This is a genomic window from Phaeobacter sp. SYSU ZJ3003 (assembly GCF_041300735.1).
Taxonomy (GTDB): domain Bacteria; phylum Pseudomonadota; class Alphaproteobacteria; order Rhodobacterales; family Rhodobacteraceae; genus Phycobacter; species Phycobacter gallaeciensis_A.
Genome location: NZ_PXNU01000002.1, coordinates 111,167 through 136,388, shown reverse-complemented (window position 1 = coordinate 136,388; position 25,222 = coordinate 111,167). Strand labels below are relative to the sequence as shown.

The window sequence follows — 25,222 nt, the reverse complement described above, 5'->3', positions numbered from 1 at the left end:
GCTGCAAGGTTCACGAAGGTCCTCTCAAACAACTTTAAATCTCCTTTCGAGCATTACAGCATGTCGATTCCCGGTATCCCATTCCTGATCGGTATATTCGGTTTCTGCTATCTTATTTTGGCGCTGCAGGTGAATAGCAGCTTCCCACCCTTCTATGAAAAGGGGGACATTGAGAAGGAGATGAAGCTTGATCTGCCTTACATGATGGCTGTCTTTGTACTCTTAGTCGCTTCGGCTCTCCTCCCCTATCTATTTGTTTTGTTCGGCCTAGTATCTGGGTGGTTTGGGGTCCGGATTAGGCAACGTGTCCAAAAAAGAACTCGGGGCCCACTGCCATGGCTGCTCAACCCTCTAACGATCGGCGTGATAAACCGTTGGCCGATGCTTTTGTTCGATGCTTGGACCATTGGGCTTGCCGCTCTGATGGTTATCGTGATGACCTTTTGACGGCCGTCATCTTCTTGGTCTGTTTCGCAACAGCCGTGGAGCGCCGATGCCGTCATTGGCGCAACCGCAGCGAATGCTCCCTTCTGTCCGCACATATGACCAACACGATTTTCTGACATGGCCTATTCTTTTCGTGGCTAGGGCGGTGGCGGTGCCGCCCGCTTCAGAAGATCAATCAGCGGGTCTGCCGCCGCAATCTCTAGCCGCACCGGCAGGGTGATCACCTTGTGGCGGAAACTGGCGGGCAGGCGCACAGCGTCCTTTTCGGTGGTGACCAGCTGCGCGTTCAGCGCCTTTGCATCGGATTCGAGCCGGGTCAGAAGCGCCGTTGGCAGGCTCTGGTGATCGTCCAGCGCCTCGGCTCGGGCCAGATCGGCGCCAAGAGTGCGCAATGTATCAAAGAACTTCTGCGGATAACCGATGCCGGCAAAGGCCAGAACCCGGGTGCCCTGCCAGGGCATGCCGGTTTGCAAAGGCGCCAGATGGGCCGAGACATGCGGCAGGTCCCTCAGTGTCGGGCCCCAGAGGCGGGCGAACTTCTCCTGCGCCGCAGGAGCGCCGATGGACAAGACGGCATCGGCGCGCGCCAGACCTTCGGCCACCGGTTCGCGCAGCGGCCCGGCGGGCAGGCAGCGACCATTGCCGAAGCCCCGTGCCGCATCCACCACCACCAGCGACAGATCCTTGGCTAGGCTTGGGTTCTGAAACCCGTCGTCCAGCAGGATCACCGTCGCCCCGGCAGCCGCAGCGGCGCGTGCTCCGGCGGCGCGGTCGCGGGCCACCCAGACATTGGCAAAGGCGGCCAGCAACAGCGGCTCATCCCCGGTTTGCGAGGCTTTGTGGCGGGCGGGAATGACCTCTTCGGGGCCGGTCAGCGTGCCGCCGTAACCACGGCTGACCACATGCGGGTCGTGCCCCATGGCGCGCAGGGTCTCGATCAGCCAGATCACCGTCGGCGTCTTACCAGTGCCGCCAGCATTGAGGTTGCCGACGCAGATTACCGGCACGCCGACCTTTTCGGGCGTGCCATTGGCCAGCCGCGAGCGGGTCACCGCGCCATATAGACGGCCCAGCGGCGCCAGCAGGATGGCGCGCAGATCAAAGGCGCCGGGCGCCTTGTTCCAGAACTCAGGAGGCCGCATTGCGCTCCTCCCTCAGATCGAGCAGATCCTGCACCCGGTCGATCAGCTGATCAGTCATCGCTGCGCCCTCTGTGACGGCTTCCCAGCCTGCCAATGCCATTTCCGCCGCCATATCGGGGGCCGACAGGTGCAGCACCATTTCGGCCAGCTCCTGGGGTGTGTAGATGCATTCGGCTGCACCGCAATTCGCCAGCTGGGCATAGATCTCCTGATGCCGCACGGTGCCGGGACCGTGCAGAATGGCCGAGCCGAGCGCGGCGGCGTCCAGCGGCGAATGCCCCTCGCGGCCCCGGTGCAGGCTGCCCGCCATCAGGCAGACAGGAGCCAGCCGGTACCAGAGGCCCAGGTCGTCCTTGTCCGCCAGCAGAACCTGCGTGTAGTCGTCCGGTTCATCCCCGGCGTCCCAATCGGCATATTGCAGCCCGCTGTCCTTCAGGGCGGCGCGACATTCATTGAGGCCACCATAGCTGTCCGGTGACAGCACAAGGATCAGCCGGTGCAACAGCCGCAGAGCGATCCTGTGTGCCTCCAGAACCATCGGCAATTCGTCCGGGCGCACATGCGCCGCCAGCCAGACGGGACGGCTGCCAAGAACCCTTTGCAACTCGGTCAGTTCCTCGTCGTTGCAGCCGGGCGGCGAGGTGGAGATCCGCAAGCGCCCCGCCATCTGCAGTTTGGCCGACGAAAGCCCGGTGCGCTGCAACTGGTTCTGAACCTCGGCATCGGGGGTCAGGATGGCGGAGAAACTGTCCAGCATGCGGCGGCGCTGATCGGGCAGCCAGCGACTGGTGCGGCTCGGAAGTTCCTTTTCCGTCAGGTCGACCAGCAGCGCGTCGATGCGTTGTTCGCGCATGTGCCGCAGCAGCACTCGGCGCAGCCGACCGCCGGACCAGATGCAGAAATCCGGGCGCCAGAGGTTTAGGAAGGCGCGCACATCCGTCGGGCTGTCAGGGGGCAGGTGGCCCGCGGCGATATCGCAGCCTTCGGCCTCGGGCGGGGGCGCCATGTCCGGCTCCCATGTGGCCAGAATCGACAGATCCGGCCGCGCCGTCTTAAGCCGGTTTCCGACATCGCAGAGGGCCATGTAGCGTTCGGTGCTGGTCGCATGCACCCACAGAACTTCCCCCTCCGGGCGCGGAGGCAGGTCAGTGCTGGGAACCGTCCTTGATACGGGGCGGGAGCTGCGGCTGGGCATATGGGGCGTCCAAAAATTCATCTGCGTGTCGCGGGCAACCGGTGTGGTCGGACCGTAACGTCCGGATCAGCTTGCAATGCCGGGGCCGTCGGGGTCCAGCGCCTCGATCAGCTCCTTATGCAGGGCCGGAGGTCCGGCCACCACCCCATTGAGCAATGGCACAGGATTGTTGAACCTCAGGTCGTGGCCCAGACGGTCGGTCGCCTGCCCGCCAGCCTCGCGCAGGATCAGATCGCCGGCGGCGATGTCCCATTCCCAACTGCGGCGCAGGGTTAGCATGGCCCCGGCGCGTCCGTCTGCGACCTTGGCCATGCGATAGGCCAGCGACGGGCGATAGCTACGGGTGAAACCGGGGGCATTGCGGGTGCGCCAATGTTCGGCGGCGAGGTTGGGCCGCGCGGTCAGCACCTCGGCCAGCGCCAGATCGGTCAGCGAGGAGGCGCGGATCGGGGTGCCATTCCGGGCAGCTCCCTGTCCCTGCGCCGCGGTGTACATCAGACCGCGCTGCGGCAGGTAGATCACCGCAGCGGTGACCCGGCCCGCGGTGGCAATGGCAAGAGAATGCGCCCAGGTGCGCGAGCCTTCGGCAAAGGCGCGGGTGCCGTCTATGGGGTCGATGATGAAGACGCTGTCGCGGCTTAACCGGTCGGCGCTGTCCTCGGTTTCTTCGGATAGCCAGCCATAGTCCGGCCGCGCCTCGGGCAGCATCTCTTCCAGCAGCGCATTCACCGCCAGATCTGCCTCGGTCACCGGCCCCTGACCGCCAGGCTTGTCCCAGCGCCGCGCCGTTGGTCCGCTATAGCGGCTGGCGATTTCGCCCGCAGCCTCGGCGGCGCCGATCAGCAGTTCGAGGTCCGTAAGGCCCTTTGCCTGCTCTTCTGTCTGGGCGTCGTCAATTGCCGGCAAGCGTCATCCCCTCGACCAGCAGCGATGGTACGACGCGGGACAGGTAGCTCCGCGCGTCATTGGCAGGCACGATCCGCATCAGCATGTCGCGCAGATTGCCCGCGATGGTGCATTCGTTCACAGGATAGGCGATTTCACCGTTTTCGACCCAGAACCCTGAGGCGCCGCGCGAGTAATCGCCGGTGTTGGGATTGATGGTTGAGCCGATCAGCGAGGTGACCAGCAGCCCGGTCCCCATGCCCGCAATTAGATCGGCGCGGCTTTGATCGCCTTGGGTCAGCGCCACGTTCCAGTTCGACGGCGACGGCACTGATCCGATGCCACGGGCGGCGTTTGCGGTGCTTTCCATCCCCAGTTTGCGGGCCGAGGCCAGATCCAGCGTCCAGCCGGTCAGGGTGCCGTCCTCGACGATGGCGCGGCGGCGGGTGGCCAGACCTTCGCCGTCAAAGGGACGCGATCCCGCAATGCGGGGGCGGTGGGGATCCTCGATCACCGACAGATGCGTGGGCAGCACCTGCTGTCCCAGACTGTCCTGCAGCCAGGAGGAGCCGCGTGCGATGGCAGCGCCATTCACCGCCGACAGAAGATGACCGATCAGCGATGCGGAAATCCGTTCGTCGAACAGCACCGGATAGGTGCCGGTCTTGGGCCTGCGTGCGTTCATCCGCGCCACGGTGCGTTCCCCGGCGGTGCGACCGATCTCTTCGGCGCTGCGCAGGTCGCTTTGATAGGTGCGGGAATCGCCGTCGTAATCACGCTCCATCCCGGTGCCGGTGCCGGTGCCCGCGATGCCGGTGCAGGAAATCGACCGGCCGGTGCGGGTGTAGCCGCCGGAAAACCCGTTCGAGGTCGCCAGATAGACCGAGCTGCGGCCATAGCCCGCGCCTGCGGATTGCACCTGGCTGATCCCGTCGATGTCCTGACAGGCGGCTTCGGCGGCCAGCGCATCCTCTTGCAGGGCGGCCGGGGCCGGATCGGCGGCGGGGTCGTTCAGATCCAGCGCCGCAAGATCCCAGTCCTGCGCCAACTGATCCGGTGCGGCAAGGCCGGTATAGGGGTCCTCGGGCGCCTCTCGGGCCATGGCCACGGCGCGTTCGGCCATGGCGGCAATGGTTTCGGGGCGACTGTCGGAGGAGGAGACCAGCGCCTGACGCTGGCCCAGGAAGACGCGCAATCCCAGATCGGTGCCTTCGGAGCGTTCGGCATGCTCCAACCGGCCCTCGCGCACCTCGATGCTGAGGGAATTGCCTGCAGCGGCCATGGCATCGGCAGCATCCGCGCCTGCCTTGCGGGCGGCATCGATCAGGGCATGGCAAAGCGTCTCGGGGGTCTGGGTCATGGGCGTCTCGGGCCATCCTGTTGCTGCGGGTCGCCATAGAGCTAGCCAGAGGAACCCCCTGCTGCAAGGGCGCAGGGACAATTGCCGCAAGAAAAAGGGACCGCGCAAAGGCGGTCCCGTAAAGCGTTTTTGCTGTGGGTCAGCTTATTTGATGCGCTGGCCGTTGGCGAGGATCTTGCCGTCTTCGGAAATCTCGATCTTCGAGTTCAGCGTGTCTTCGCCTTCGCCGGGAACAGCCAGCATGCCCATCATCATCCGGGCGCCCATGGCGTCATCATCGCTCATCAGGCCCATTTCGATCAGCTTGTCCATCAGGGTGTTGGCGCCGGTCAGCGACAGGTTCGCTTCGCCCGATGGGGCTGGCATGCCGTCAAAGCTGGTCAGATCATCGTTGTTGAAGGCGAAATCACCGGTACCGGTCAGCTTGGCACCCGCTGCCGAGACCAGCAGCTCCTGGATGGTGACCGCGTTCAGCTCACCCGGTGCGACCTCGCCATCCTCGACCTTTTCCATGGCTTCGGCATCGAAGACGTCGAACAACACCTTGCCCTTGCCGGTGAGGCTCAGCACGACGCTGGCCGGATCATGCGGCAGGGCTCCGGCCGGATCGACCATGCCCCAGAGCATTTCCGGAACCGCAAAGTCGCGCAGCGCCACGCCAAGCGCGAAGTCCTGTTCTTCCTCGGACTTGGCAAGGGGAATGGTGATGTTGAAACCGGCCTCGGCCATGCTGAGCGCCAGCGGGAAGGGAATGTCCGATCCGGTGACGTTGAAGGCCATGTCCTTTTGCGTGACGTCATAGGTCAGTTTGCTTGCGTCCATCGCAACGCCAAAGTTGCCGCCGCCAGAGGTGCTGTCAAAGGTCAGGCTGTCGCTGCCATCCTGAAAGGCAAAGGCAGAGGTGCCGCTCGTGTAGGAGAAATCGGTATCAAGACCAAAACCGGCGGCCAGCAGCGCGGAGAAATCACCGCTCTTGTCCAGATCGGCCGGAACCGTGCTGGTGCCATGCGCCTGAAGCTGCTGCATCGCGCCGTTAAAGGAGGCGAAATCCTCGCTGTCCGGATCCTTGAAACCAAGATCATAGCTTAGCGCTGAAGCGGTCCAGGTCTGATCGTAGCTGCGCACCCCGGCCAGCGACATGGTGGTTTTTGTCACCATGTCGGACAGGGAGACGGTGCCCCGGATCGCATCCTGGGGGATGTCCTCGCCAGTGGCTTCCAGCCCGTCCAGCGTCATCGTCATCTCGCTGGTGGCATAGTCATAGGTCATGTTCTCGGAATCACCCGAGACCGTCACCGGCGTGCCGTCGTGGGTGATGATCAGATTTACCGTCAGCTTGTCATCATCTTCGCTGGCGCGCACGGTCAGCGGAAATTCCTTGGGCACCAGAATGCTGACGGTTCCGTCGCTATTCTCGGTGAATTTGATCTCGGGCATGCTGAGCCCGGCGGTCACGTCTTCTTCGTCGGGGATCGGCATCATCATCGACAGATCGGACACCGTCAGCGTGTCGCCCGACATGCTTTCGGTGGCGGTCACCTCGTAACCGGTACCGGTCATGTAGGATTTCCAGTCGGACCAGACGTCCTTGGCGCTGAGATCGGCCAGCGCCCCCTGGGCGGAAACAGTCAGAAGAAGAGCGGCGCCACAGCTGCGCGCGAGAAAAATGGACATGGGTGAAACCTTTCGTAGCAAGCGTTGGATACCATGGTCCGTCGCGGCGCCACCGGCGTCAAGGGGCCTGGGGCTGGACCGTTCCCCCTAGGGAGTTTACCACAGAGGGGAACCACTGTCGCGATACAGGTATTGGAGAGAAATCATATGGATATGCAGGGCAAGACGGTCGTCATCACAGGGGCCAGCCGCGGTATCGGAGCCGATGCAGCAAGGGTTTTCGCCGCCGCGGGGGCCAACCTGGCGCTGCTGGCGCGCAGCACCGATGCGCTGAGCGAACTGGTCGGAGAGCTCGGCGGAAATGCGCTCGCCTTTGCCTGTGATGTGGCGGAACCAAGCGCGGTTGCGGCGGCGCTGGAAAAAGCACACGAGCATTTCGGCAGCCTTGATGTGCTGATCAACAACGCCGGGGTGATCGAACCGATCGCGCGTCTGGAAGAGGCCGATCCGGCGGCCTGGGGCAAGCTGATCGATATCAACATCAAGGGTGTGTTCAACGGCATCCGCGCGGCGCTGCCGCTGATGAAACCCGCCGGGGGCGGCACCATCATCACGGTGAGTTCCGGCGCTGCGCATAACCCGCTGGAGGCCTGGAGCGCCTATTGCACCTCAAAAGCTGGGGCTGCGATGCTGACCCGCGCCCTGCACCTAGAGGAAGGCGGCAACGGCATCCGCGCCATGGGCCTGTCGCCGGGCACCGTCGCGACCCAGATGCAGCGCGAGATCAAGGCCAGCGGCATCAACCCGGTGAGCGAGCTCGATTGGGAAGATCACATTCCCGCAGAATGGCCCGCCAAGGCGCTGTTGTGGATGTGCGGCAGCGATGCCGATGATTTCCTCGGCCAGGAGATTTCCCTGCGCGAAGACGCGATCCGCCGCCGGGTGGGCCTGATATGATCAACCTAGAGATTTCGAATGAGGGCCTCTGGGTGGTGACGATCAATCGCCCGGACAAGGCGAACTCGCTGACGGGTGAGATGTTGACGGAACTAGCCGAGATCGCTGAACGCGCGGGCGAGGCGCGAGGCTTTATCCTGACCGGCACCGGCAAGGTGTTCAGCGCCGGCGCCGATCTGGAGGCGGCGCGCGCGGGGCTTGCGACGTCGCCCCTGTGGGAGCGTCTGTCGGGCGCCATCGCGGCGCTGCCCTGCCTGACCATCGCGGCGCTGAACGGCACGCTGGCCGGGGGCGCCAACGGCATGGTGCTGGCCTGTGATATCCGTCTGGCGGTGCCTTCGGCAAAATTCTTCTATCCGGTGATGAAGCTTGGCTACCTGCCGCAGCCTTCGGACCCGGCGCGCATGGTGGCGCTGATCGGCCCGGCGCGCACCAAGATGATCCTGGCCGCTGGTCAGAAGATCGAGGCCGAAGAGGCCTGCGCTTGGGGGCTGGTGGACCGGATCGTGGAACCGGGTGCCCTGATGGACAGCGCCCGCGCCCTGCTGAGCGATGCGCTGGCGGCCAAGCCGGAGATTGCACGCGGTATTCTGGAGATGTGCCGCTAAGAGGGGCAGGGGCGGCTCCCGCCCGTCCTTGGGGCATTGATATGCCCCGCGTCCCGTTGGGCGTAGCGCCGCGCTGTCGCGCGGCGTTTTCTTTTCGCTGAGAGGCCCTGTTGAGGGCAGAAACTGCCTCAACAGGGCCATATCGAGTGTAGAGGCACCGTCACCGCCTCAAGGCGCATTGCCCCTGCTGCGCAGGGTGGCCTGCGGCCAGCCTTGACCCGCTGTCGGTGCCAGAGCAGAGCCGGGGCCGCATCAACGCTTGCGTCGCTTACCCGGTACGCGGGAGGAAAAGCCAGGTGGGCGTTTGCGGACCCAGGCGATGAAGCGGGCGAGGCGCGGATGGCTGCGCAGCGCGTCGATGGTGGCATAGTCGCGGGCCAGCTCGGCCTCGGTCAGGGCTGCGTGGATTTCGCGGTGGCAGATATGGTGTAGCAGCACGGTGGGGCCGCCCTTGCCACCTTTGAGTTTCGGGATCAGGTGGTGCAGGCTTTGCGGAACGTCCGCGGGGATGGGGCGGTTGCAGAGGGGACATATGGGTGTCGGGTTCGGCTCTGGCATCCTGACCTCTCGTCTTTGCGGCTGGACTGCATTAGATGCGGCGCAGATGGATGCGGGCAAGGGGCGGAAGGCGGAGTTTCATGGCGGGGCAATCGGAACAGTGGGATGCGGTGGTCATCGGCGGTGGGCCTGCGGGGTTGATGGCGGCTGAGCAACTGGCGCGTGCCGGGCATCGCGTGCTGGTGGCCGAGGCAAAACCGTCACTGGCGCGCAAGCTGCTGATGGCGGGCAAATCCGGTCTGAACCTCACCAAGGACGAACCCTTTGACGATCTGATCACGCAATATGGCGGGGCGCAGGACTGGCTGGCGCCGATGCTGCGGGACTTTGACGCCGAGGCGGTGCAGGACTGGGCGCGCGGGCTGGGGCGGGATCTGTTTACCGGCTCCACCGGACGGGTATTTCCCAGGGAAATGAAAGCTTCGCCACTGCTGCGGGCCTGGCTGGCGCGGCTGGAGGAGTTGGGCGTTGCGCGCCGCACCCGCTGGCGCTGGACTGGCTGGGACGGGAACTGCCTGAGTTTTGAGACGCCCGAAGGGGTGGTGCGGCTGCGCGCGGGGGCAACGGTTCTGGCGCTGGGCGGTGCAAGCTGGGCGCGGCTCGGCTCGGACGGGGCCTGGGCGGATTTGCTGGCGGCGCGGGGTGTGGCGTTGGCGCCCTTCAAGCCTGCCAATGCCGGGCTAGTGGTGGATTGGTCGGATCACATGGCGGCGCATTTCGGCGTTCCGCTGAAAGGGATTGCGCTGCGCGCGGGGGCGCTGTCTTCGCGCGGGGAGGCGGTGATCTCTGCTCGCGGTTTGGAAGGGGGCGGAATCTACGCCATTTGCGCGGCGGTGCGGGAGGGCGCGGATCTGACGCTGGACCTGCTGCCGAATCTGACCGTGGAAGAGGTGACGCGCAGACTGACTCGCCCGCGTGGCAAGGCGAGCCTTGCCAATCATCTGCGCAAGGCACTGAAACTGACGCCTGCGCAGATCGCGCTGATGCAGGAATTTGCCCGACCGCTGCCGCAGGATTCCGCAGAGCTTGCGGCGCGGATCAAGTCTCTGCCGGTGCGTCACCAAGGTCTGCGCCCGATGGATGAGGCGATTTCGACCGCCGGGGGCGTCTGCCACGAGGCGCTGGATGCGGGGCTGATGCTGAAAGAAATCCCCGGCACCTTTTGCGCCGGAGAGATGCTGGATTGGGAGGCGCCCACGGGGGGCTACCTTCTGACGGCCTGTCTTGCCACCGGGCGCTGGGCCGGACGTGGCGCGGTCGATTACTTGGCCAGCGCTGCGGTGCGCTGAAAGGCGTCGCGGCTGCGCACGGTCTTGGAATAGTCGAGCAGGGCACGGCTTTCGACCGGGAACTTGGCGCCATAGGCCCAGTTCAGGCAATGCACGCAGATGATATCGGCGATGGTGAACGCGTCCCCCATCAGGTAGGGGCCGGTCAGGCGCGCTTCGAGCCGGGCGATGTTGCGCTCGAACTCCCAGCGCAGGCTGTCCTTGATTTCGGGCACGCGCTGCTCTTCGGGCAGGGCAAAGCTGTGGCGGGCGGCGGTCCAGAGCACGGCGTCGATTTCATCCAGGATCTGATGGGTGACGGCATCCTGTTTGGCGCGGGCCATGGTCCCTGCGGGCGCGGTGAGCGCGCCGTGCTTGTCCGCCAGATAGGTGATGATGGCGGTGGAATCGGTGATCACCTCGCCATCTTCGACTAGGGCCGGAACCTTGCCCGAGGGGTTCACGGCGACGATATCCGGGCTGTGCGGGGCGGCAGTATTCAGATCATAAGGCTGGCCCAGTTCTTCGAGCGTCCAGATCACGCGGAAGGCGCGGGTCATCGGTTTGCCGATCACGGTGTACATAGGTTTCTCTCCCTCAGGTTTTGCTGCGCATCAGATGCGCGCAGCTGTCTTTGCGTCAAGGCTGAAGCCTGCCTGCACCCGTCGCTGGCCGCAGAACGTTGCGGCCTTTTGGGCCCTTACTGGCGGGCGCGGCTGAGCATCGCCAGCCGAATCAAAGCGCGCTCCATCAAGGCAAGTGCCGGGGCGGTCTGCCCGGCTGAGCGCAGCTGCAGGTCGGTGTCGGTCAGAATGGTCAGCGCGGTCTGCAGCTTGGCGGCGCCCCAGCCCTGCGCCTGCCGCAGCATCCGGTCGCGGCGCTTGCCATAAAGCGGCGGGCGCAGGCGGCCGATGCCCTGCGCCGGACCACCGGGATCGGCGGCCACGGTGTAAAGCGTGCGGAAATGGCGGGTCGCCCCGATGCAGAGCGTCACCGCATTGGTGCCCTGCGCCTGAAGGCGGCGCAGCAGCGGGCCGATCTCGGCGCTGCGCCCCTCGGCCACCACGTTCAGCACATCGTCAAGTGCGGCTTCGGTGGATTGCGGCGCGACGGCGTCGATATCCTCAAGGCTTAGGGGGCTGCTGTCCTGGTATTTGTAGAGCGCCAGTTTTTCGATCATGCGGGAGAAATCGCCGGGGCCGATGTCATTGGCGATATCGGTCAGCGCCGACATGCTGTCGCCAGGCACATCTCGGATCTGCGCTTCGGAGAGGATCCGCTCGATCTCAGCTCGCGAGGGCGGATCGTCATAGATGCCGGTGGCATAGGCATTGCGATGCGATTCGAAACCCTTGCGCAGTTTCGATGTGGCTTTCAGCTGTCCGGCGGTGACGACGATCTGGGCATCGCCTGGTTGCCAGTCCTCCAGCGCCGCGAGAATCGCAGGGGCGGCGCTGTCGTTGGCCTCTTCGACAAAGACCGCGCGCGGGCCGGGAAAAAAGCCGACCGCCTTGACCGCGTCCAGAAGCTGTGCCGGATCCTTGCGCAATTCGGAGCCGGGCATCCGGGTCAGGCGCATTTCTTCCTCAGCGGCGGCGCCCAGCAGGGCCGCCAGCATCTGTTGCCGTTTCAGCGCCACCCGCATGGCATCGGCGCCATATATCAAAAGGCCCGTCTTGTCCGGATCGGGCTTTTTGAAATAGCCCTCGGCGTCGCGCGGGGAGAGCTTCATTCCGCAGTAGGCGCCGCAGCGGCCAGATCCGCAGTGGTCAGCACCCGGGCGGTGATCTGGTCAGCCAGAATCTGCATCAGCCGCGCATTGGCATCGCGTTCCCCAGCCAGGGTTTCCACCGTTGATCCGGTGGCGGAATAGCCGGTAAAGGCATCTTCGCTGCCGCTGGCCACGATGACGCCGTCGGACAGGCGGAACAGGCTGTAGCTGGCAACGCCGACGATGGAATAGCGGGTGGTTTCATTGCCCGCGGTGATCGCCTGACCTTCGCTGCGGGTGCGCAGCGACAGGTCCAGCCGGTAATCGCCGCCAGAGGCGCGGCCAAGCCGTTCCTCCAGATTGCGGACCAGCAGGTAGGCGTTCACTTCGCTGTCGGTCTTGATCTCCTCAGGGGACTGAATGGCGATCTTGCCATAAAGCGCCGCGCCGGTGCCCCCCGGCGCATAGACCGGGGTGAAACCGCAGGCCGACAGTCCAAGGACCACGGCTAGCGGCAAGATTCGACAGTTAAGCAGTGCCATTCACAGTCCGCCTACTTGATAATCACGTTGACGATCCGATTCGGAACATAGATCAACTTTTTCCACTCTGTTGCGTCAACCGATACCATAGCAGATTGAACAGCGTTGTTTGCCGAGACAATACTCTCAATCTCTGCTTGGGTTGCGTTGAGGGGAACGACCTCCTCAGACCTTCTTTTACCGTTGATCTGGATCGGCAGGGTGACGCTGTCTTCGACCAGCATCGATTCGTCGGCAGCAGGCCAGTTGGCCGTGGCGACCAGACCTTCGCCGCCCTGCGCTTCCCAGACGGCCTCGGCCAGGTGCGGGGTCATTGGCGACATCAGCTGCGCCAGCGCCATAATCGCCTGTTTCTGCGCCGCCGCGCCCGCCTTGGATTTGGCCAGCGTGTTGGTAAAGGCGTAAAGTTTGGCAATCGCCGCGTTGAAGCCGAAGGATTCGACACCCAGGGTCACGTCGCGGATCGCTTTGTGCATCTCGCGCAAAAGGTCCTCGTCGCCGCTGCCGGATGCATTCGGGTCCATCTCGGCGATCTTTACCGACAGGTTCCAGACCCGGTTCAGGTGCTTGTAAGCGGCCTCAGCCCCGGCTGCGGTCCATTCCACGTCGCGCTCCGGCGGGCTGTCGGACAGCACGAACCAGCGCGCGGTATCGGCGCCAAAGGCCGAGATGATGTGCAGCGGGTCGACCACGTTGTTCTTGGATTTCGACATCTTGGCCGAGGGAATCACCTCAACCTCGGCGCCGGTCTCCTTGAGGAAGGCCTTGCCATCGCGCAGCTCGACTTCTTCAGGGTAGTGATAGACCGGGCGGCCATTGTCGCCTTTGGTCTGGTAGATCGCATGGGTGACCATGCCCTGGGTAAACAGCGCGTCGAACGGTTCTTTCGATTTCTCCGGCAGGTGGCCGCAGATGTGCATCGCGCGGGCGAAGAAGCGCGAATACAGCAGGTGCAGAATCGCGTGTTCGATGCCGCCGATATACTGGTCGACGTTCATCCAGTAATCGGCCTCTTCCATCACCGTGGGCGTTTCGGCGCGCGGCGCGGTGAAGCGGGCGAAATACCAGGACGAATCGACGAAGGTATCCATTGTGTCGGTTTCGCGCTGGGCAGGCTTACCGCATTTCGGGCAGGCACAGTCGCGCCAGCTGGGGTGGCGGTCCAGCGGGTTGCCGGGAACCGAGAAATCGATGGCCTTGCCGTCTTCGTCATAGGGCAGGGCGATGGGCAGGTTTTCTTTCTTTTCCGGCACCACGCCGCAGGCATCGCAATGGACCACGGGAATCGGGCAACCCCAATAGCGCTGGCGGCTGAGACCCCAGTCGCGCAGGCGGAATTTTGTGACGCCTTCGCCCCAGCCTTCGGATTCGGCCTTGTCGATGGTGGCGTTGATCGCCTCTTCACCTGTGGCCACGTCCAGCCCTGCGAAGTGATTGATCCATTTCACCTTTTCTGTCTTCGGCGGCACAAATGCCTCGTTTTCGACCGGCTTGGGATCGTCCAGCGCCAGGAAGGTGTCGGTGACCGGCAGATCGTATTTGCGGCAGAAATCGAGGTCGCGCTGATCATGCGCCGGGCAAGCAAAGATCGCGCCGGTGCCGTAATCCATCAGGATGAAGTTGGCGATCCAGACCGGCAGTTCCCATTCCGGGTTCAGCGGATGTTTTACCCGGATGCCGGTGTCGCGGCCCAGTTTCGGCGCGGTCTCAATCGCCTCGGCGGTGGTGCCGCCCTTGCGGCATTCGGCCAGGAATTCAGCGAGTTCGGGGCTTTCGGCCTCAAGCTGTTTGGCAATTGGGTGGTCCGGGGAAATCCCCACGAAGGAGGCACCCATCAGCGTGTCGGGGCGGGTGGTATAAACCTCGATCGGCTCACCACCGTCGGCGCGTTCAAAGGAGAACTGCAGGCCGCGCGATTTGCCGATCCAGTTTTCCTGCATCAGGCGCACCTTGGCGGGCCAGTTGTCCAGACCATCAAGGGCGTCCAGCAGTTCCTCGGAATAGTCGGAGATCTTGAAGAACCACTGGGTCAGCTCGCGCCGTTCCACCAGCGCACCAGAGCGCCAGCCGCGGCCGTTTTCAACCTGTTCATTGGCCAGAACAGTCATGTCGACTGGGTCCCAGTTCACCACGGCGTTCTTGCGGTAAACGAGATCCTTTTCCAGGAAATCCAAGAACAGCGCCTGCTGCTGGCCGTAATATTCCTCGTCACAGGTGGCGAACATCCGCGACCAGTCCAGCGACAGGCCCAGCGGCTGCATCTGTTCGACCATGGTGTCGATATTGGCGTAGGTCCAGTCCTTGGGGTGCCCGCCCGATGCCATGGCGGCGTTTTCTGCAGGCATGCCAAAGGCATCGAACCCCATCGGGTGCAGTACGTTGTGGCCGGTTGCAATTTTGTAGCGCGCGATCACGTCGCCCATGGTGTAATTGCGCACATGCCCCATGTGGAGCTTCCCCGACGGATAGGGGAACATCTCCAGCACGTAGTACTTCGGCTTGTCTGCCGTCCGTTTGGCCTGGAAGATTCCGGCCTTTTCCCAGGCCTCCTGCCATTTTGCTTCGATCTCAGAGGCAGAGTAACGCGACATGGATGCGGTCCTTTAGAATGAAAACGCCGGGCGATGGGGCCCGGCGCTGGTGATACTGATGTTTTCTGCGGCTTTCCAGAGGGCAGAGGGGTCAGAACTTTTTGTCTGCGATGCGCAGCTGGCGCGCACGGGACAGAATCGCATCTTCGACGGCGCGGGTTGTCGAGGCGCTGACCGGCCCCCCCTTGGAATGAAGCGAGACATTGAGCGAACGCGCGTCCAGCGCCGGGTCCTTGATATGGACAGTGGCGCGATAGGAGCGTCCGCCGCCGGGCGGGGTGCCGTAGCCGGTGATGATGACGCCGGTGAAGGGATCAACGCTTTGCACCGGCAGGAAGCTCAGCACATCAATGCTGGCGTTCCACAGGTAGCGGTTGACCTGAACCTTCTGGTCGGGCTTGCCGCCAAAAACATCCCAGATCGAGGATTTATCGCTCTTTGCGGCGTCTACGTCGTTGTTGAATTCCTGCGCAACGCTGGTGTTGGCCGGACGATCTTTGCCGCGCCCGCCGCAGGCGGCAACGCTCAGGCACAATGCGCCGATCAAGGTCGCCTGAAATATCTTATGCAGTTTCATAGCCGCTCCCGGAGCCTTTGACTTGAGGCAGTCCTATCGCATGGGCAGCAAGCTGAGCAAGGGCTTTAGCATCCGGGTGGGATGCATCGAATCGGATCCTGGGCAGCCTGATGAGGTCCTTGCAGGAGATTATGCGGCGGCTGTGCTGGGCGGCAGAGGTTAAGGTATCAACGGAAGACAGAGAGATGGCGTTGCAGCGCTTGGTCACAGTCTCGCTGCGGTCTGCCGGTGATTAAAGTATATTGTCTCTATGGCTTAGCCGCGCGGGAGCGGCAAAATCGGGGCGGCATTTACTACTGTGGCAAAGCTGCACCAGCACAGGCCACAATGATCGGCGGCCAATGGGCGGCTCTTGCCAAACCGGGGCCGAAAGAGCGAAACCCCTTGTCATACCCACGCCGGATTCCCCGGTTTGGGCATGTGAATTGAAAACCGAGGGAAAAACTATGAAAAAGGTTCTCTTCGCGACCACCGCGCTGATCGCAACCGCGGGCATGGCTGCTGCTGAAGTCAGCATGTCCGGTTACGGCCGTTTCGGTCTGGACTACAACTCCGCAAACGAGCGCGTTGTTGGCCGTTCCAAAACCAACATCACCAGCCGTCTGCGCCTGCAGTTCGACATGACCGCCGAAACCGACGCTGGCGTTGCATTCAACGCTCGCTACCGCGCACAGGCTGAAAGCCGTGACGGCGTTGCCGGCACCGGCGCATTCAACGGCGCACGTTTTGGCGTGTCGTACAACGGCGTGACCGTGAACGTTGGCAACATCATCGGCGCGGTTGAAAACGCACCCGGTCTGTACGCAACCGGCACCCGTTCGGCTGGTACCGGCATCGACGGCATGGGCTTCCACCAGATTGCCATCAAAACCAACGGCGGCACCGTGTTCAACTGGGACGCGTACTCCTCCGCTGGCGCTGGCTCCAACGGCATCGAAGTTCTGTACTCCGCAGGCGGCTTCACCGGTCACGTGTCCTACTCGCAGCGTAACGGCGGCACCGTTGCCGGTTCCGCAGGCGGCGAAGACCGCACCGGCGTGATGGCGACTTACTCCTTCGGCGACTACTATGTCACCGCAGCGATGCAGTCCTCCTCCGTTCCGCTGAACGACATCACCTTTGCTGCTGCTGGCGGTAACTTCGGTGCATTCGGCGCGAAACTGGCCTACGGTTCCACCGACCAGGTCGACAGCTTCACCCTGGAAGGCAACATGGACATCGGCGCAGCGTCGAACGTTCTGGTCTGGGTGAACTCCGCAGACGCACCGGGCTCCGTGTCCACCGTTAAAGGTGACGGCGGCGTTGACGGCACCTCCTTCGGCATCAACTACCAGTACGACCTGGGTGGCGGCGCCACCGTGGTTGCCGGTTACGTTGACGAAGCCGACGACGACAACCAGTTCCAAGCTGGTGTGTACTTCAGCTTCTAAGCTGAACCACGCTTAGCGTGAAATTGGGGGCGGGCCTGCTTGCAGGCTCGCCCTTTTCTTTTGCCTCTTAACATTTGCCGGCAAACAGTGTTTCTCTGCGCCGAGACCGAACCGCACTTTTATCGCTCGGAGGCCGACCATGTCCCTGGAAGAGATCAAGACCCGCATCGCAAAGGCAGAAGAGGCCGCAGGCCGTGCGCCGGGCTCGGTTCATCTGATCGCGGTGTCCAAGGTGCAGCCGAACGAGCGGGTCGAAGCGGTGCTGGAAGAAGGTCACCGTTGTTTTGGCGAAAACCGCGTGCAGGAGGCAGCCGGGAAATGGCCGGGCTTCGCTGAACGGTTCGACGGGATCGATCTGCATCTGATCGGCCCGTTGCAAAGCAACAAGGCCCGTCAGGCGATGGAGCTTTTTGACAGCATCCATTCGGTTGACCGTCCCAAGCTGGCCAAGGCCATCGCCCGGCTGGCGCAGGAGCTGGGCCATTGCCCGGATCTGTTCATTCAGGTCAACACCGGCGAGGAAGAGCAGAAGGCCGGTATTCTTCCAGCCGATGCAGATGCCTTCATCTCCGAATGCCGGGCGCTGGATCTGCCCATCAAGGGGCTGATGTGCATTCCCCCGGTGGACGAGGAACCGGCGCTGCATTTCGCGCTACTGGCCAAGATCGCCGCGCGTAACGGGCTGGACGGCCTGTCGATGGGCATGAGCAGCGATTTCGAGACTGCCATCGCGCTTGGCGCTACCCATGTGCGGGTCGGCTCGGCGATTTTTGGCGAGCGGGTCAAGCCGACGGAATAATTACCCGGCTGCCGGGACGGAGCCGCTGCGCGATCCAGCGGAGATCACTGCGGCTGAAGGCAAGGCAGCCTTCGGTCGGATAACCGGGCCTCCTCCACTGGTGGATAAAGATGGCCGACCCGCGCCCCTTGACCGCGTTGGGCCAGTTCCAGTCAGTGTTCAGCACCAGATCATATAAGGGATCGGCGCGGCGCAGGCGCTCGTGGCTGAAACCGTGCGGCGCGCGGACCATCAGGTTGTAATCGGGGTCCCTCACATCGTCCGACCACAGATCCCCCGGCCCGATCGGCACCGCCCAATCCGTGGGGGGCAGCATGCGGTCCGGACGGTAGAGCATCCCGGCGATGCGATGTACGCCCACGGGCGTGGCGCCGTCGCCTTCGCGCTTGCGCTGGGTCAGCCCGCCCTTGCCGATGGCACAGGGCAGGAGGCGCCCCATGAAGCGCAGACCGCGCGGGGTCAGAACCAGATCCCGGGGCGACAGCGCGGGGGGCATCACAAGAGATGCCCGGATTTCGCCGCCTTGGTCGCGAGATAACCCGCGTTATGGGCGTTTTCGCCGACCTTCAGCGGCACCCGTTCAGCCACCGCGATGCCGGTCTTTTCCATCATGGCAATCTTGTTGGGGTTGTTGGTCATCAGCCGGACGGAGCTGAATCCCATCTCTTTCAGAATCGCAGCGCCAAGGCGGAAATCGCGCTCGTCATCCTCGAACCCCAGCCGGTGGTTTGCCTCGACGGTGTCAAAGCCCTGGTCCTGCAGGCTGTAGGCGCGCATCTTGTTAGCCAGGCCAATGCCGCGGCCTTCCTGGTTGAGGTAAAGCAGCACGCCTGCGCCTTCTTCTCCCATCTGCGCCAGTGCCCCGCGCAGCTGCGGTCCGCAGTCGCATTTCAGCGAGCCCAGAACATCCCCTGTGAAACAGGCCGAATGCAGCCGCGCCAGCACGGGTTTGCTGCGGTCGGGGCGGCCGATTTCGACCGCATAATGTTCCTCGGCGCCGTCTTCGGGGCGGAAGATGTGTAACCGGCCCGCCTCGGCAGCGACCATCGGCAGGCGGGCGGCGGCCACCGGATGCAGGGGTGAGCTTTGGCTGAGCAGCGGTTCGGCAGCAGCCAGGGCGATTCGGGTCAACCCGTGCTCGGATGCGAATTGGGGGGCCGTGTTGACGGGCACCAGTAGCGCCGCGGGCAGCAGCCGCGCTGATTTCACCAGGGCAATCGCCAGACGGTGCAGATCGGCGGATCCGTCGCGCAGGCTGGTAAGCGGGCCTTTCATCGGCGTATTGAGATCATCGGCGGGATCGGCCAGCGCCTGTATCCACTGCAAGGAGGCCTGAGCGGGGACTTGGATGCGCGCGAGATCCTCATCATAGGCGCGCGCCTTCAGGGTTTCGGCGCGCCGGGCGGTCAGCGCCAGCGACACCGGGCCAAGGGCCAGAAGCTCCGTCAGCCGCTCGGGCGTCAGGCTTTCGACGGCAATCGCCAGCGCCGCGCTGTCGCCACCCTCCAGCACCACGGGCAGGCCCATGCGCAAATCGACCCGTGCGCGGGCCAGCAATTCAATCATGGTGGGCATCAGGCTCATGCGACCATCCGGAAGTTCGTGACATTATAACAGCCCTTACCTAGGCCCAAATGCAACGGAAGTGAAACAATTCCTGCCTGACGGACACGAGGGCGTGAAACTTCTGCAGCATACCTTGTCGTTGGGGGATGCTGACCGCATCTGTCTGCACACGAACTGGAGGACACCGCCATGGCGCAACTGAAGAAGATTTTGCTGGTAGACGATGACGACGATCTGCGCGAGGCGCTGAGCGAGCAGCTGATCATGACCGAGGACTTTGATGTCTTCGAAGCTGAGAACGGTCAGGCCGCCATGGAGCGGGCCAAGGAAGCGCTCTATGATCTGGTGATCCTCGACGTGGGGCTGCCCGATACAGATGGTCGCGAGCTTTGCCGCCTGCTGCGCAAACAGGGCGTCAAGGCACCGATCCTGATGCTCACCGGCCATGACAGCGACGCCGATACCATTCTCGGCCTTGACGCGGGCGCCAATGACTATGTGACCAAGCCGTTCAAATTCCCGGTGCTGCTGGCTCGGATCCGCGCCCAGCTGCGCACCCATGAACAGTCCGAAGACGCCGTCTTTGCGTTGGGTCCCTATACCTTCAAACCGGCGATGAAGCTGATGGAGACAGAGGACAACCGCAAGATCCGCCTGACCGAGAAGGAAACCAACATCCTGAAGTTCCTCTACCGGTCGAACGACGGTGTGGTGGCGCGCGATGTGCTGCTGCACGAGGTCTGGGGTTATAATGCCGGCGTGACCACTCATACGCTGGAAACCCATATCTATCGTCTGCGCCAGAAGATCGAACCCGATCCCTCCAATGCCCGTATTCTGGTAACGGAATCCGGTGGCTACCGCCTGTCGACCTGACCGGATTGTGACAGTTCGGGGCTTGAAACCTGCGGGGAAAAGCTGTTGACGCAGATCAAAGATCTGTCTGTCAGTCATCTTTACCCTGATCCCATCCCGCGCATATCCGGGTCATGATATGCACCTCCCTGTTGGACTGGGCCGGGCCTTGTGCCCGGCCTTTTTTTGTCTGCGGACTTCCGAGAGTGATGGGGGAAGCCAGGGAAATAGGCTCTGGTATCCGGTGGGCCGGGAGGGCAAGAATGGCGCCGAGCCGCTGCCATGACCCGCTGTTACGAAAGAGACGCGCAATGCCCTTTACCCTTGCCACCTGGAACATCAACTCTGTCCGCCTGCGCGAGCCGATCGTGCTGAAGCTGCTGCAGGAAGAGGCGCCCGATGTCCTGTGCCTGCAAGAGTGCAAGAGCCCGGTCGACAAGATCCCGATGGAGGGCTTTGCCGCGCTTGGCTATACCCACATGATCGCGCGAGGGCAGAAGGGGTACAACGGCGTCGCCATCCTGTCGCGGATGCCCATCACCGAGGTCGTCAGCATGGATTTTGCCGATTTGGGCCATGCCCGCCATATTGCAGGTCAGCTGGACAATGGCGTCACCATCCACAACTTTTACGTCCCGGCCGGCGGCGACAAACCCGACCGCGAGATCAATGAGAAATTCGGTCAGAAGCTCGACTACCTCACTGGCATGCGGGACTGGTTCCACGGCGAAAAGCCGCGGAAATCCATTCTGGTCGGCGACCTCAACATCGCCCCGCGCGAAGACGATGTCTGGGACCACAAGAAACTGCTGAAGATCGTCAGCCACACCCCGGTCGAGGTCGAACACCTCGCCGAGACGCAGGATGCAGGCGACTGGGTCGATATCACCCGGCAGGATATCCCCGATGGGCGCCTCTATAGTTGGTGGTCCTACCGGGCAAAGGACTGGGATGCAGCGGATAAGGGGCGGCGTCTGGATCATGTCTGGGCGACGGGCGACATTTCCAGCGCAGGTCACTCTAGCCGCGTTCTGCGGGACGCCCGTGGTTGGGAAAAACCCAGCGATCACGCACCGGTCTTTGCCACCTTCGACCTTTAGGCGCAGGGCGGGGGCGCTCCCGCCTGCTTTGGAGCAATCGTTGATTGCCCCGCCGCAGTTGGGCCGGGCGCCGTGCTGACGCACGGCGCGGTGCCGTGTTCAGACGTTACCGTCGTGGAGAAACAGCAGCGCGGTAACGTGCTGCCCGGCCCAAGGCCGCATGAAGGCGCCCCATGGGGCGTCTGCGGGCGCGGGAGGGCATGCCATCAGTGCAGCCATTTTGCATATTCCGGGCGTTGCGCTTGCATGTCCTGATATAGCCAGACCATCCTGTCAAAGAACCAGAGTTTTCCGCCGACCATCAGGCTGAGACCGAACAGTGTCAGACCTGGGTCCAGCTGCCACACCCCATAAACCCACGGAACAACGCCCAGCCCGGAGACCAGGGTCAGGATCCTGGCCCATTGCGCGTGATGCGGTGGGATCGGCACCTTGGCACGGTTCAGAAAGACCCGTTCGCCGAAGGTGCCCCGCGCTGCCCAGCTGTCGGTTGTGGCTGGCGGGCCAAAGGCGCGCGGGTTCCACCATGTCCAGATCAGTACCAGAGCAACCGGCGCCAAAGCGCCCCACCCGAGCCAGAGATGAGACCAGACCGCGAGGGTCATAAGCGGGAGAATCGACACCCGGCTATAAACGCTCAGCGGGTTTGCGTGACGGGCCCAGGCCGCGTCGTCCATAGCCATCAGGCGCTCGGACAGGGCAAAGATGTCGATGCGCGGAACCGGCACGCGGCAACTCCTCTCTTGGTTTCTTGGCCTTGGGATTCCATATAGGGGGCAAGTTCCAAACGGAGAACAAGAGCATGATGGATATTCTCGGAGGCGCAGGCGCGCCCACGCCCGCAGGTGATCTGATCAAGGACGTCACAGAAGCGACCTTTATGCAGGACGTGGTTGAGGCCTCGATGCAGGCGCCGGTGATCGTCGATTTCTGGGCGCCCTGGTGTGGCCCTTGCAAGACATTGGGTCCGGCGCTGGAGGCGGCTGTCACGCGCGCCAATGGCGCGGTCACCATGGCCAAGATCGATGTGGACCAGAACCAGCGTCTGGCGCAGGCGCTGGCGCAGCAGGGGCTGCCGCTGCAATCAATCCCCACAGTGGTGGCCTTTGTGCAGGGCCGCCCGATCGACATGTTCCAGGGCGCGCTGCCGCCAAGCGAGATCGACGCCTTCCTGAAAAAGGTGATTGAGGCCGCAGGCGGGGAAGCAGGCGGTGGCCTTGGTGAGGCGCTGGAGGCGGCTGAGGAAATGCTCGCCGAAGGCGCAGCGGCCGATGCGGCGCAGACCTTTGCCGCGGTTCTGGGCGAGGATGACAAGAACGCCGCCGCCTATGGTGGTCTGGCGCGGGCGCATATCGCGATGGAAGATCTGGATCAGGCCGAGGCAATTCTGAACGGCGCGCCTGCCGAGATTTCCGACGCGGCCGAGATAGAAGCGGCTCGGGCCCAGATCGAGCTGGCCCGTCAGGCGCAGAATGCCGGTCCGGTAGCCGATCTGCGCGCCAAGGTCGAAGCCGACCCGGCCGACCACGCAGCGCGTTTCGATCTGGCGCAGGCTCTGCATGCGGCTGGTGATGCCGAGGCGGCGGTGTCCGAACTTCTGGAGCTGTTCCGCCGTGATCGCGAATGGAACGACGGCGCGGCCAAGGCGCAGCTCTTCACCATCTTCGAGGCGTTGCCTGCCAACGATCCGGTTGTTCTGAACGGGCGCCGCAAGCTGAGCTCGATGATATTTGCCTAAAGGCACCTGCGCGCTAAACTGAAGGCTATGTTTAAGCCTGCAGATCTGCCTGACACGATTCCCGTGTTTCCCTTGCCCGGGGCGCTATTGCTGCCCCGGTCAAAGCTGCCCCTTCATATCTTCGAACCGCGTTATCTTCAGATGCTGGAAGACACGCTGAAGACGCGCACGCGGCTGATCGGCATGGTACAGCCCTGTCCGCTGCGCAGCGGTGATGCCGAGGGGCTGCATGCCATCGGCTGTGCCGGGCGCATATCGCAATTTTCCGAAACCGATGACGGGCGCTATCTGATCACCCTCTCCGGGATATCCCGGTTCCGGGTGGTGCAAGAATGCGATGGCTTCACGCCCTACCGCCGCTGCGAGGTGAACTGGAGCGGCTTTGAGGGTGATCTGGGCCGGAGCGAACCGGATTGCGGGTTCGAACGGGGGGACCTGCTGGAGCTGTTGGAACGCTTTTTCGCGGCACGCGGCCTGTCGACGGATTGGGAATCGTTGCAGGAGGCCGATGACGAGCTGTTGATCAATTCCCTGTCGATGCTGCTGGATTTCGACCCCGAGGACAAACAGGCCTTGCTAGAGGCGCCCTGCCTTGCCACAAGGCGCGAAACCCTTGTCACCCTGATCGAATTCGCTTTGCGAAGCGGTTCAAGTGAGGACCCCCTGCAATGAGTGAAGAACACACCGCCGCGCCCGCCTTTGACCGTCGCATGCTGGAGGCGCTGGTCTGCCCGGTGACCAATGCAGTTCTGGAATACGACGCCGCGGCGCAGGAGCTGATTTCCAAACCTGCCAATCTGGCCTTCCCGATCCGCAATGGGATCCCGGTGATGCTGGTGGACGAGGCCCGCCCGCTGGAGTGAGGCGAAGCTTGGATACTCCCGCGTCCGGCCTGTCCTTTGGCTTTGCCAAAACAAAGGCGCGGCCTAAGGTCCGGCGCCGCACTAACGCGCGGCGCGGTTGCGTCCTGATCAGATGGGTTTGCCCTGCAACAGTCGCGGCAGATCGCCGGTCAGCCCGGCGGCTTCGCGCATGAAGCCGCGGCGCAGGCCCGGGACGGCGCCTGCCAGACCCATGCCGATATCGCGACCAAGCCGCAGCAGCGGGTTGTCGTTCGAGAACAGCTTGTTGAAGGTATCCGTCGCCAGCGCCAGCGTTGCGGTGTCAAAGCGGCGCCACTGCTGATAGCGGTCCAGCACCAGCGATGATCCGATATCCTCGCCGCGCCGGGTGGCCTCGGTCAGCACCTCGGCCAGGGCGCCGACATCGCGCAGCCCGGCGTTGAGACCCTGGCCAGCAATTGGATGCATGCCGTGGGCCGCATCGCCGATCAGCGCCATACGGTCCCCGATAAAACTGTTGGCGAGCGTCAGGTTCAGCGGATAGGTAAAGCGCTTACCCGCAAGAGAAATCTCACCCAGGAAATCGCCAAACCGGGGTTTCAGTGCGGCGATGTAATCGGCGTCGTTCAGGCCCTGAATGGCTTCAGCGGTCTCTGTCTTTTCACTCCAGACGATGGAGGAGCGGTTGCCGGGCAGGGGCAGGATGGCCAGCGGCCCCGCTGGCATGAAGAACTGATGCGCGATGCCGTGGTGGGGTTTTTCATGGTCGATGGCGCAGACCAGCGCGGTCTGGCCGTAGTCCCAGCCGGTGCGTTTGATCCCGGCGCGGGCGGCGGTGCCGCTTTTTCGTCCGTCCGAGCCGACCAGCATGCGACCGCGCAGCTCGGCGCCATCATCCAGCGTCAGGGTGACGCCGCTCTGATCCGGTGCCTGCGCCACCACGCGGCGGCCATTCACCGTGGTGATCCGGGGCGCGTCCTCCATCGCCTGCTGAAAGGCGCGGCGCAGAAAGCGATCCTCGACCATATAGCCCATCGGCCCGTCTTCGATCTCGGTATGGTCGAAATGGATGAAGAACGGCGCGGGCCCCTCTCCGGCGTGTCCGTCGGAGGCCTTGATCTCCAGCATCGGCTGCGCATTGTCCGCGACGTGTTGCCAAACGCCGATCCGGTCGAGCAGACGTTTGGAGGCCAGCGCCAGCGCATAGCCGCGCCCGTCGAAGCCTTCGTCCTTCAGGGCGACCTTGGGCAGCGCATCGATGACGGTGACGCTGTGGCCGGTCTGGGCCAGCGCCAGGGCCAGGGCAGGGCCGTTCAGCCCGCCGCCGACAATCAGGATATCGGAGCTGTTCTTCATGCCCTGCAATATGCGCCTTGCATTCGGAATGTCCATCGCATTGTCCGGTCTTGCGAGTGCGCGGGATTGTCCCTCAGCGCT

Annotated in this window: 26 protein-coding genes; 11 read left to right on the top strand and 15 right to left on the bottom strand. The window is 63.4% G+C overall.

The window, feature by feature from the left end; all coding sequences use genetic code 11:
* Nucleotides 1–60: 60 nt before the first annotated feature.
* A complete protein-coding gene (locus tag C6W91_RS02135; protein ID WP_274839816.1) occupies nt 61–447 on the top strand; it encodes a hypothetical protein in 387 nt (128 codons plus the stop codon).
* Nucleotides 448–584: 137 nt separating this feature from the next.
* Here C6W91_RS02135 and lpxK read toward each other — a convergent pair whose 3' ends face one another.
* The 5 genes from lpxK to C6W91_RS02110 all read right to left on the bottom strand — a co-directional run bounded on the left by lpxK (nt 585) and on the right by C6W91_RS02110 (nt 6,703).
* Entirely contained in the window at nt 585–1,589 is a 1,005-nt protein-coding gene (gene lpxK / locus C6W91_RS02130) for a tetraacyldisaccharide 4'-kinase (RefSeq protein ID WP_274839817.1), read from the bottom strand.
* Entirely contained in the window at nt 1,576–2,784 is a 1,209-nt protein-coding gene (locus C6W91_RS02125) for a 3-deoxy-D-manno-octulosonic acid transferase (protein ID WP_274839818.1), read from the bottom strand. The genes lpxK and C6W91_RS02125 overlap by 14 nt, the downstream gene beginning before the upstream one ends.
* 66 nt (nt 2,785–2,850) lie before the next feature.
* Complete coding sequence (locus C6W91_RS02120; protein WP_274839819.1) at nt 2,851–3,690, bottom strand: 3'(2'),5'-bisphosphate nucleotidase CysQ; 840 nt, start codon at nt 3,688–3,690, stop codon at nt 2,851–2,853.
* Entirely contained in the window at nt 3,677–5,029 is a 1,353-nt protein-coding gene (locus tag C6W91_RS02115) for a TldD/PmbA family protein (RefSeq protein ID WP_274839820.1), read from the bottom strand. The genes C6W91_RS02120 and C6W91_RS02115 overlap by 14 nt, the downstream gene beginning before the upstream one ends.
* Before the next feature lie 144 nt (nt 5,030–5,173).
* Nucleotides 5,174–6,703, bottom strand: a complete 1,530-nt coding sequence (locus C6W91_RS02110) for a DUF2125 domain-containing protein (RefSeq protein WP_274829895.1) — start codon at nt 6,701–6,703, stop codon at nt 5,174–5,176.
* A 147-nt stretch (nt 6,704–6,850) separates the two neighbouring features.
* Here C6W91_RS02110 and C6W91_RS02105 point away from each other — a divergent pair, with 147 nt between their 5' ends.
* Together C6W91_RS02105 and C6W91_RS02100 are read left to right on the top strand one after the other, a co-directional pair.
* Nucleotides 6,851–7,600 carry an SDR family oxidoreductase gene (locus tag C6W91_RS02105; protein WP_274839821.1) on the top strand — a complete coding sequence of 250 codons (750 nt, stop codon included), beginning with the start codon at nt 6,851–6,853 and terminating at the stop codon, nt 7,598–7,600.
* Nucleotides 7,597–8,208 carry an enoyl-CoA hydratase/isomerase family protein gene (locus C6W91_RS02100; RefSeq protein ID WP_274838108.1) on the top strand — a complete coding sequence of 204 codons (612 nt, stop codon included), beginning with the start codon at nt 7,597–7,599 and terminating at the stop codon, nt 8,206–8,208. Before C6W91_RS02105 ends, C6W91_RS02100 begins: the two co-directional genes overlap by 4 nt.
* Before the next feature lie 252 nt (nt 8,209–8,460).
* Here the strand turns inward: C6W91_RS02100 and C6W91_RS02095 are convergent, their stop codons facing one another.
* Nucleotides 8,461–8,766, bottom strand: coding sequence for an HNH endonuclease (locus tag C6W91_RS02095; protein ID WP_274835240.1), 306 nt, complete (start codon nt 8,764–8,766; stop codon nt 8,461–8,463).
* 80 nt (nt 8,767–8,846) lie between these two features.
* Between C6W91_RS02095 and C6W91_RS02090 the strand changes: the two genes are divergently transcribed.
* A complete protein-coding gene (locus C6W91_RS02090; RefSeq protein WP_274839822.1) occupies nt 8,847–10,055 on the top strand; it encodes a TIGR03862 family flavoprotein in 1,209 nt (402 codons plus the stop codon).
* Here C6W91_RS02090 and C6W91_RS02085 read toward each other — a convergent pair.
* From C6W91_RS02085 to C6W91_RS02065, 5 genes are all read right to left on the bottom strand, one after another.
* Complete coding sequence (locus C6W91_RS02085; protein WP_065271870.1) at nt 10,028–10,618, bottom strand: glutathione S-transferase family protein; 591 nt, start codon at nt 10,616–10,618, stop codon at nt 10,028–10,030. The two genes, C6W91_RS02090 and C6W91_RS02085, sit on opposite strands and share 28 nt — an antisense overlap.
* 116 nt (nt 10,619–10,734) lie before the next feature.
* A complete protein-coding gene (gene holA, locus C6W91_RS02080; RefSeq protein WP_274839823.1) occupies nt 10,735–11,766 on the bottom strand; it encodes a DNA polymerase III subunit delta in 1,032 nt (343 codons plus the stop codon).
* A complete protein-coding gene (lptE, locus tag C6W91_RS02075; RefSeq protein WP_274839824.1) occupies nt 11,763–12,287 on the bottom strand; it encodes an LPS assembly lipoprotein LptE in 525 nt (174 codons plus the stop codon). Before lptE ends, holA begins: the two co-directional genes overlap by 4 nt.
* An 11-nt stretch (nt 12,288–12,298) precedes the next feature.
* The gene (gene leuS / locus C6W91_RS02070) at nt 12,299–14,878 is read right to left on the bottom strand and encodes a leucine--tRNA ligase (protein ID WP_274839825.1); all 2,580 of its coding nucleotides are present in this window, start codon (nt 14,876–14,878) and stop codon (nt 12,299–12,301) included.
* 91 nt (nt 14,879–14,969) lie between these two features.
* The gene (locus C6W91_RS02065) at nt 14,970–15,455 is read right to left on the bottom strand and encodes a DUF3576 domain-containing protein (protein ID WP_274833094.1); all 486 of its coding nucleotides are present in this window, start codon (nt 15,453–15,455) and stop codon (nt 14,970–14,972) included.
* A gap of 446 nt (nt 15,456–15,901) precedes the next feature.
* Here C6W91_RS02065 and C6W91_RS02060 point away from each other — a divergent pair, with 446 nt between their 5' ends.
* Nucleotides 15,902–16,885, top strand: a complete 984-nt coding sequence (locus C6W91_RS02060; RefSeq protein WP_065271865.1) for a porin — start codon at nt 15,902–15,904, stop codon at nt 16,883–16,885.
* Between the two features lie 139 nt (nt 16,886–17,024).
* Entirely contained in the window at nt 17,025–17,684 is a 660-nt protein-coding gene (locus C6W91_RS02055; protein WP_274835245.1) for a YggS family pyridoxal phosphate-dependent enzyme, read from the top strand.
* Here C6W91_RS02055 and C6W91_RS02050 read toward each other — a convergent pair.
* Together C6W91_RS02050 and ribA are read right to left on the bottom strand one after the other, a co-directional pair.
* A complete protein-coding gene (locus C6W91_RS02050) occupies nt 17,668–18,168 on the bottom strand; it encodes a L,D-transpeptidase (protein ID WP_274835318.1) in 501 nt (166 codons plus the stop codon). The two genes, C6W91_RS02055 and C6W91_RS02050, sit on opposite strands and share 17 nt — an antisense overlap.
* Before the next feature lie 11 nt (nt 18,169–18,179).
* Nucleotides 18,180–19,268, bottom strand: coding sequence for a GTP cyclohydrolase II (gene ribA / locus C6W91_RS02045; protein ID WP_274839826.1), 1,089 nt, complete (start codon nt 19,266–19,268; stop codon nt 18,180–18,182).
* Nucleotides 19,269–19,439: 171 nt separating this feature from the next.
* Here ribA and C6W91_RS02040 point away from each other — a divergent pair, with 171 nt between their 5' ends.
* Nucleotides 19,440–20,126 carry a response regulator transcription factor gene (locus tag C6W91_RS02040; RefSeq protein ID WP_065271862.1) on the top strand — a complete coding sequence of 229 codons (687 nt, stop codon included), beginning with the start codon at nt 19,440–19,442 and terminating at the stop codon, nt 20,124–20,126.
* A 290-nt stretch (nt 20,127–20,416) separates the two neighbouring features.
* Nucleotides 20,417–21,205: an exodeoxyribonuclease III gene (locus C6W91_RS02035; protein WP_274839827.1), complete on the top strand. Its 789-nt coding sequence runs from the start codon at nt 20,417–20,419 to the stop codon at nt 21,203–21,205.
* A 206-nt stretch (nt 21,206–21,411) separates the two neighbouring features.
* Here C6W91_RS02035 and C6W91_RS02030 read toward each other — a convergent pair whose 3' ends face one another.
* Nucleotides 21,412–21,933 carry a DUF6653 family protein gene (locus C6W91_RS02030; protein ID WP_274833089.1) on the bottom strand — a complete coding sequence of 174 codons (522 nt, stop codon included), beginning with the start codon at nt 21,931–21,933 and terminating at the stop codon, nt 21,412–21,414.
* 74 nt (nt 21,934–22,007) lie between these two features.
* Between C6W91_RS02030 and C6W91_RS02025 the strand changes: the two genes are divergently transcribed.
* From C6W91_RS02025 to C6W91_RS02015, 3 genes are read left to right on the top strand one after another with little or no spacing between them, the layout of a single operon-like run.
* Nucleotides 22,008–22,943, top strand: coding sequence for a tetratricopeptide repeat protein (locus tag C6W91_RS02025; protein WP_065271860.1), 936 nt, complete (start codon nt 22,008–22,010; stop codon nt 22,941–22,943).
* Between the two features lie 27 nt (nt 22,944–22,970).
* Nucleotides 22,971–23,615: an LON peptidase substrate-binding domain-containing protein gene (locus tag C6W91_RS02020; RefSeq protein ID WP_065271859.1), complete on the top strand. Its 645-nt coding sequence runs from the start codon at nt 22,971–22,973 to the stop codon at nt 23,613–23,615.
* Nucleotides 23,612–23,806 carry a Trm112 family protein gene (locus C6W91_RS02015; RefSeq protein ID WP_065271858.1) on the top strand — a complete coding sequence of 65 codons (195 nt, stop codon included), beginning with the start codon at nt 23,612–23,614 and terminating at the stop codon, nt 23,804–23,806. Before C6W91_RS02020 ends, C6W91_RS02015 begins: the two co-directional genes overlap by 4 nt.
* A 108-nt stretch (nt 23,807–23,914) precedes the next feature.
* Here C6W91_RS02015 and C6W91_RS02010 read toward each other — a convergent pair whose 3' ends face one another.
* Entirely contained in the window at nt 23,915–25,141 is a 1,227-nt protein-coding gene (locus tag C6W91_RS02010) for a UbiH/UbiF/VisC/COQ6 family ubiquinone biosynthesis hydroxylase (protein ID WP_065271857.1), read from the bottom strand.
* Nucleotides 25,142–25,222 lie beyond the last annotated feature (81 nt).

Coding starts and splice junctions, on each gene's coding strand:
- C6W91_RS02135 (WP_274839816.1), top strand. CDS start 61: ATGTCGATTCCCGGTATCCCATTCCTGATCGGTATATTCGGTTTCTGC.
- lpxK (WP_274839817.1), bottom strand. CDS start 1,589: ATGCGGCCTCCTGAGTTCTGGAACAAGGCGCCCGGCGCCTTTGATCTG.
- C6W91_RS02125 (WP_274839818.1), bottom strand. CDS start 2,784: ATGCCCAGCCGCAGCTCCCGCCCCGTATCAAGGACGGTTCCCAGCACT.
- C6W91_RS02115 (WP_274839820.1), bottom strand. CDS start 5,029: ATGACCCAGACCCCCGAGACGCTTTGCCATGCCCTGATCGATGCCGCC.
- C6W91_RS02110 (WP_274829895.1), bottom strand. CDS start 6,703: ATGTCCATTTTTCTCGCGCGCAGCTGTGGCGCCGCTCTTCTTCTGACT.
- C6W91_RS02105 (WP_274839821.1), top strand. CDS start 6,851: ATGGATATGCAGGGCAAGACGGTCGTCATCACAGGGGCCAGCCGCGGT.
- C6W91_RS02100 (WP_274838108.1), top strand. CDS start 7,597: ATGATCAACCTAGAGATTTCGAATGAGGGCCTCTGGGTGGTGACGATC.
- C6W91_RS02095 (WP_274835240.1), bottom strand. CDS start 8,766: ATGCCAGAGCCGAACCCGACACCCATATGTCCCCTCTGCAACCGCCCC.
- C6W91_RS02090 (WP_274839822.1), top strand. CDS start 8,847: ATGGCGGGGCAATCGGAACAGTGGGATGCGGTGGTCATCGGCGGTGGG.
- C6W91_RS02085 (WP_065271870.1), bottom strand. CDS start 10,618: ATGTACACCGTGATCGGCAAACCGATGACCCGCGCCTTCCGCGTGATC.
- holA (WP_274839823.1), bottom strand. CDS start 11,766: ATGAAGCTCTCCCCGCGCGACGCCGAGGGCTATTTCAAAAAGCCCGAT.
- lptE (WP_274839824.1), bottom strand. CDS start 12,287: ATGGCACTGCTTAACTGTCGAATCTTGCCGCTAGCCGTGGTCCTTGGA.
- leuS (WP_274839825.1), bottom strand. CDS start 14,878: ATGTCGCGTTACTCTGCCTCTGAGATCGAAGCAAAATGGCAGGAGGCC.
- C6W91_RS02065 (WP_274833094.1), bottom strand. CDS start 15,455: ATGAAACTGCATAAGATATTTCAGGCGACCTTGATCGGCGCATTGTGC.
- C6W91_RS02060 (WP_065271865.1), top strand. CDS start 15,902: ATGAAAAAGGTTCTCTTCGCGACCACCGCGCTGATCGCAACCGCGGGC.
- C6W91_RS02055 (WP_274835245.1), top strand. CDS start 17,025: ATGTCCCTGGAAGAGATCAAGACCCGCATCGCAAAGGCAGAAGAGGCC.
- ribA (WP_274839826.1), bottom strand. CDS start 19,268: ATGAGCCTGATGCCCACCATGATTGAATTGCTGGCCCGCGCACGGGTC.
- C6W91_RS02040 (WP_065271862.1), top strand. CDS start 19,440: ATGGCGCAACTGAAGAAGATTTTGCTGGTAGACGATGACGACGATCTG.
- C6W91_RS02035 (WP_274839827.1), top strand. CDS start 20,417: ATGCCCTTTACCCTTGCCACCTGGAACATCAACTCTGTCCGCCTGCGC.
- C6W91_RS02025 (WP_065271860.1), top strand. CDS start 22,008: ATGATGGATATTCTCGGAGGCGCAGGCGCGCCCACGCCCGCAGGTGAT.
- C6W91_RS02020 (WP_065271859.1), top strand. CDS start 22,971: ATGTTTAAGCCTGCAGATCTGCCTGACACGATTCCCGTGTTTCCCTTG.
- C6W91_RS02015 (WP_065271858.1), top strand. CDS start 23,612: ATGAGTGAAGAACACACCGCCGCGCCCGCCTTTGACCGTCGCATGCTG.
- C6W91_RS02010 (WP_065271857.1), bottom strand. CDS start 25,141: ATGAAGAACAGCTCCGATATCCTGATTGTCGGCGGCGGGCTGAACGGC.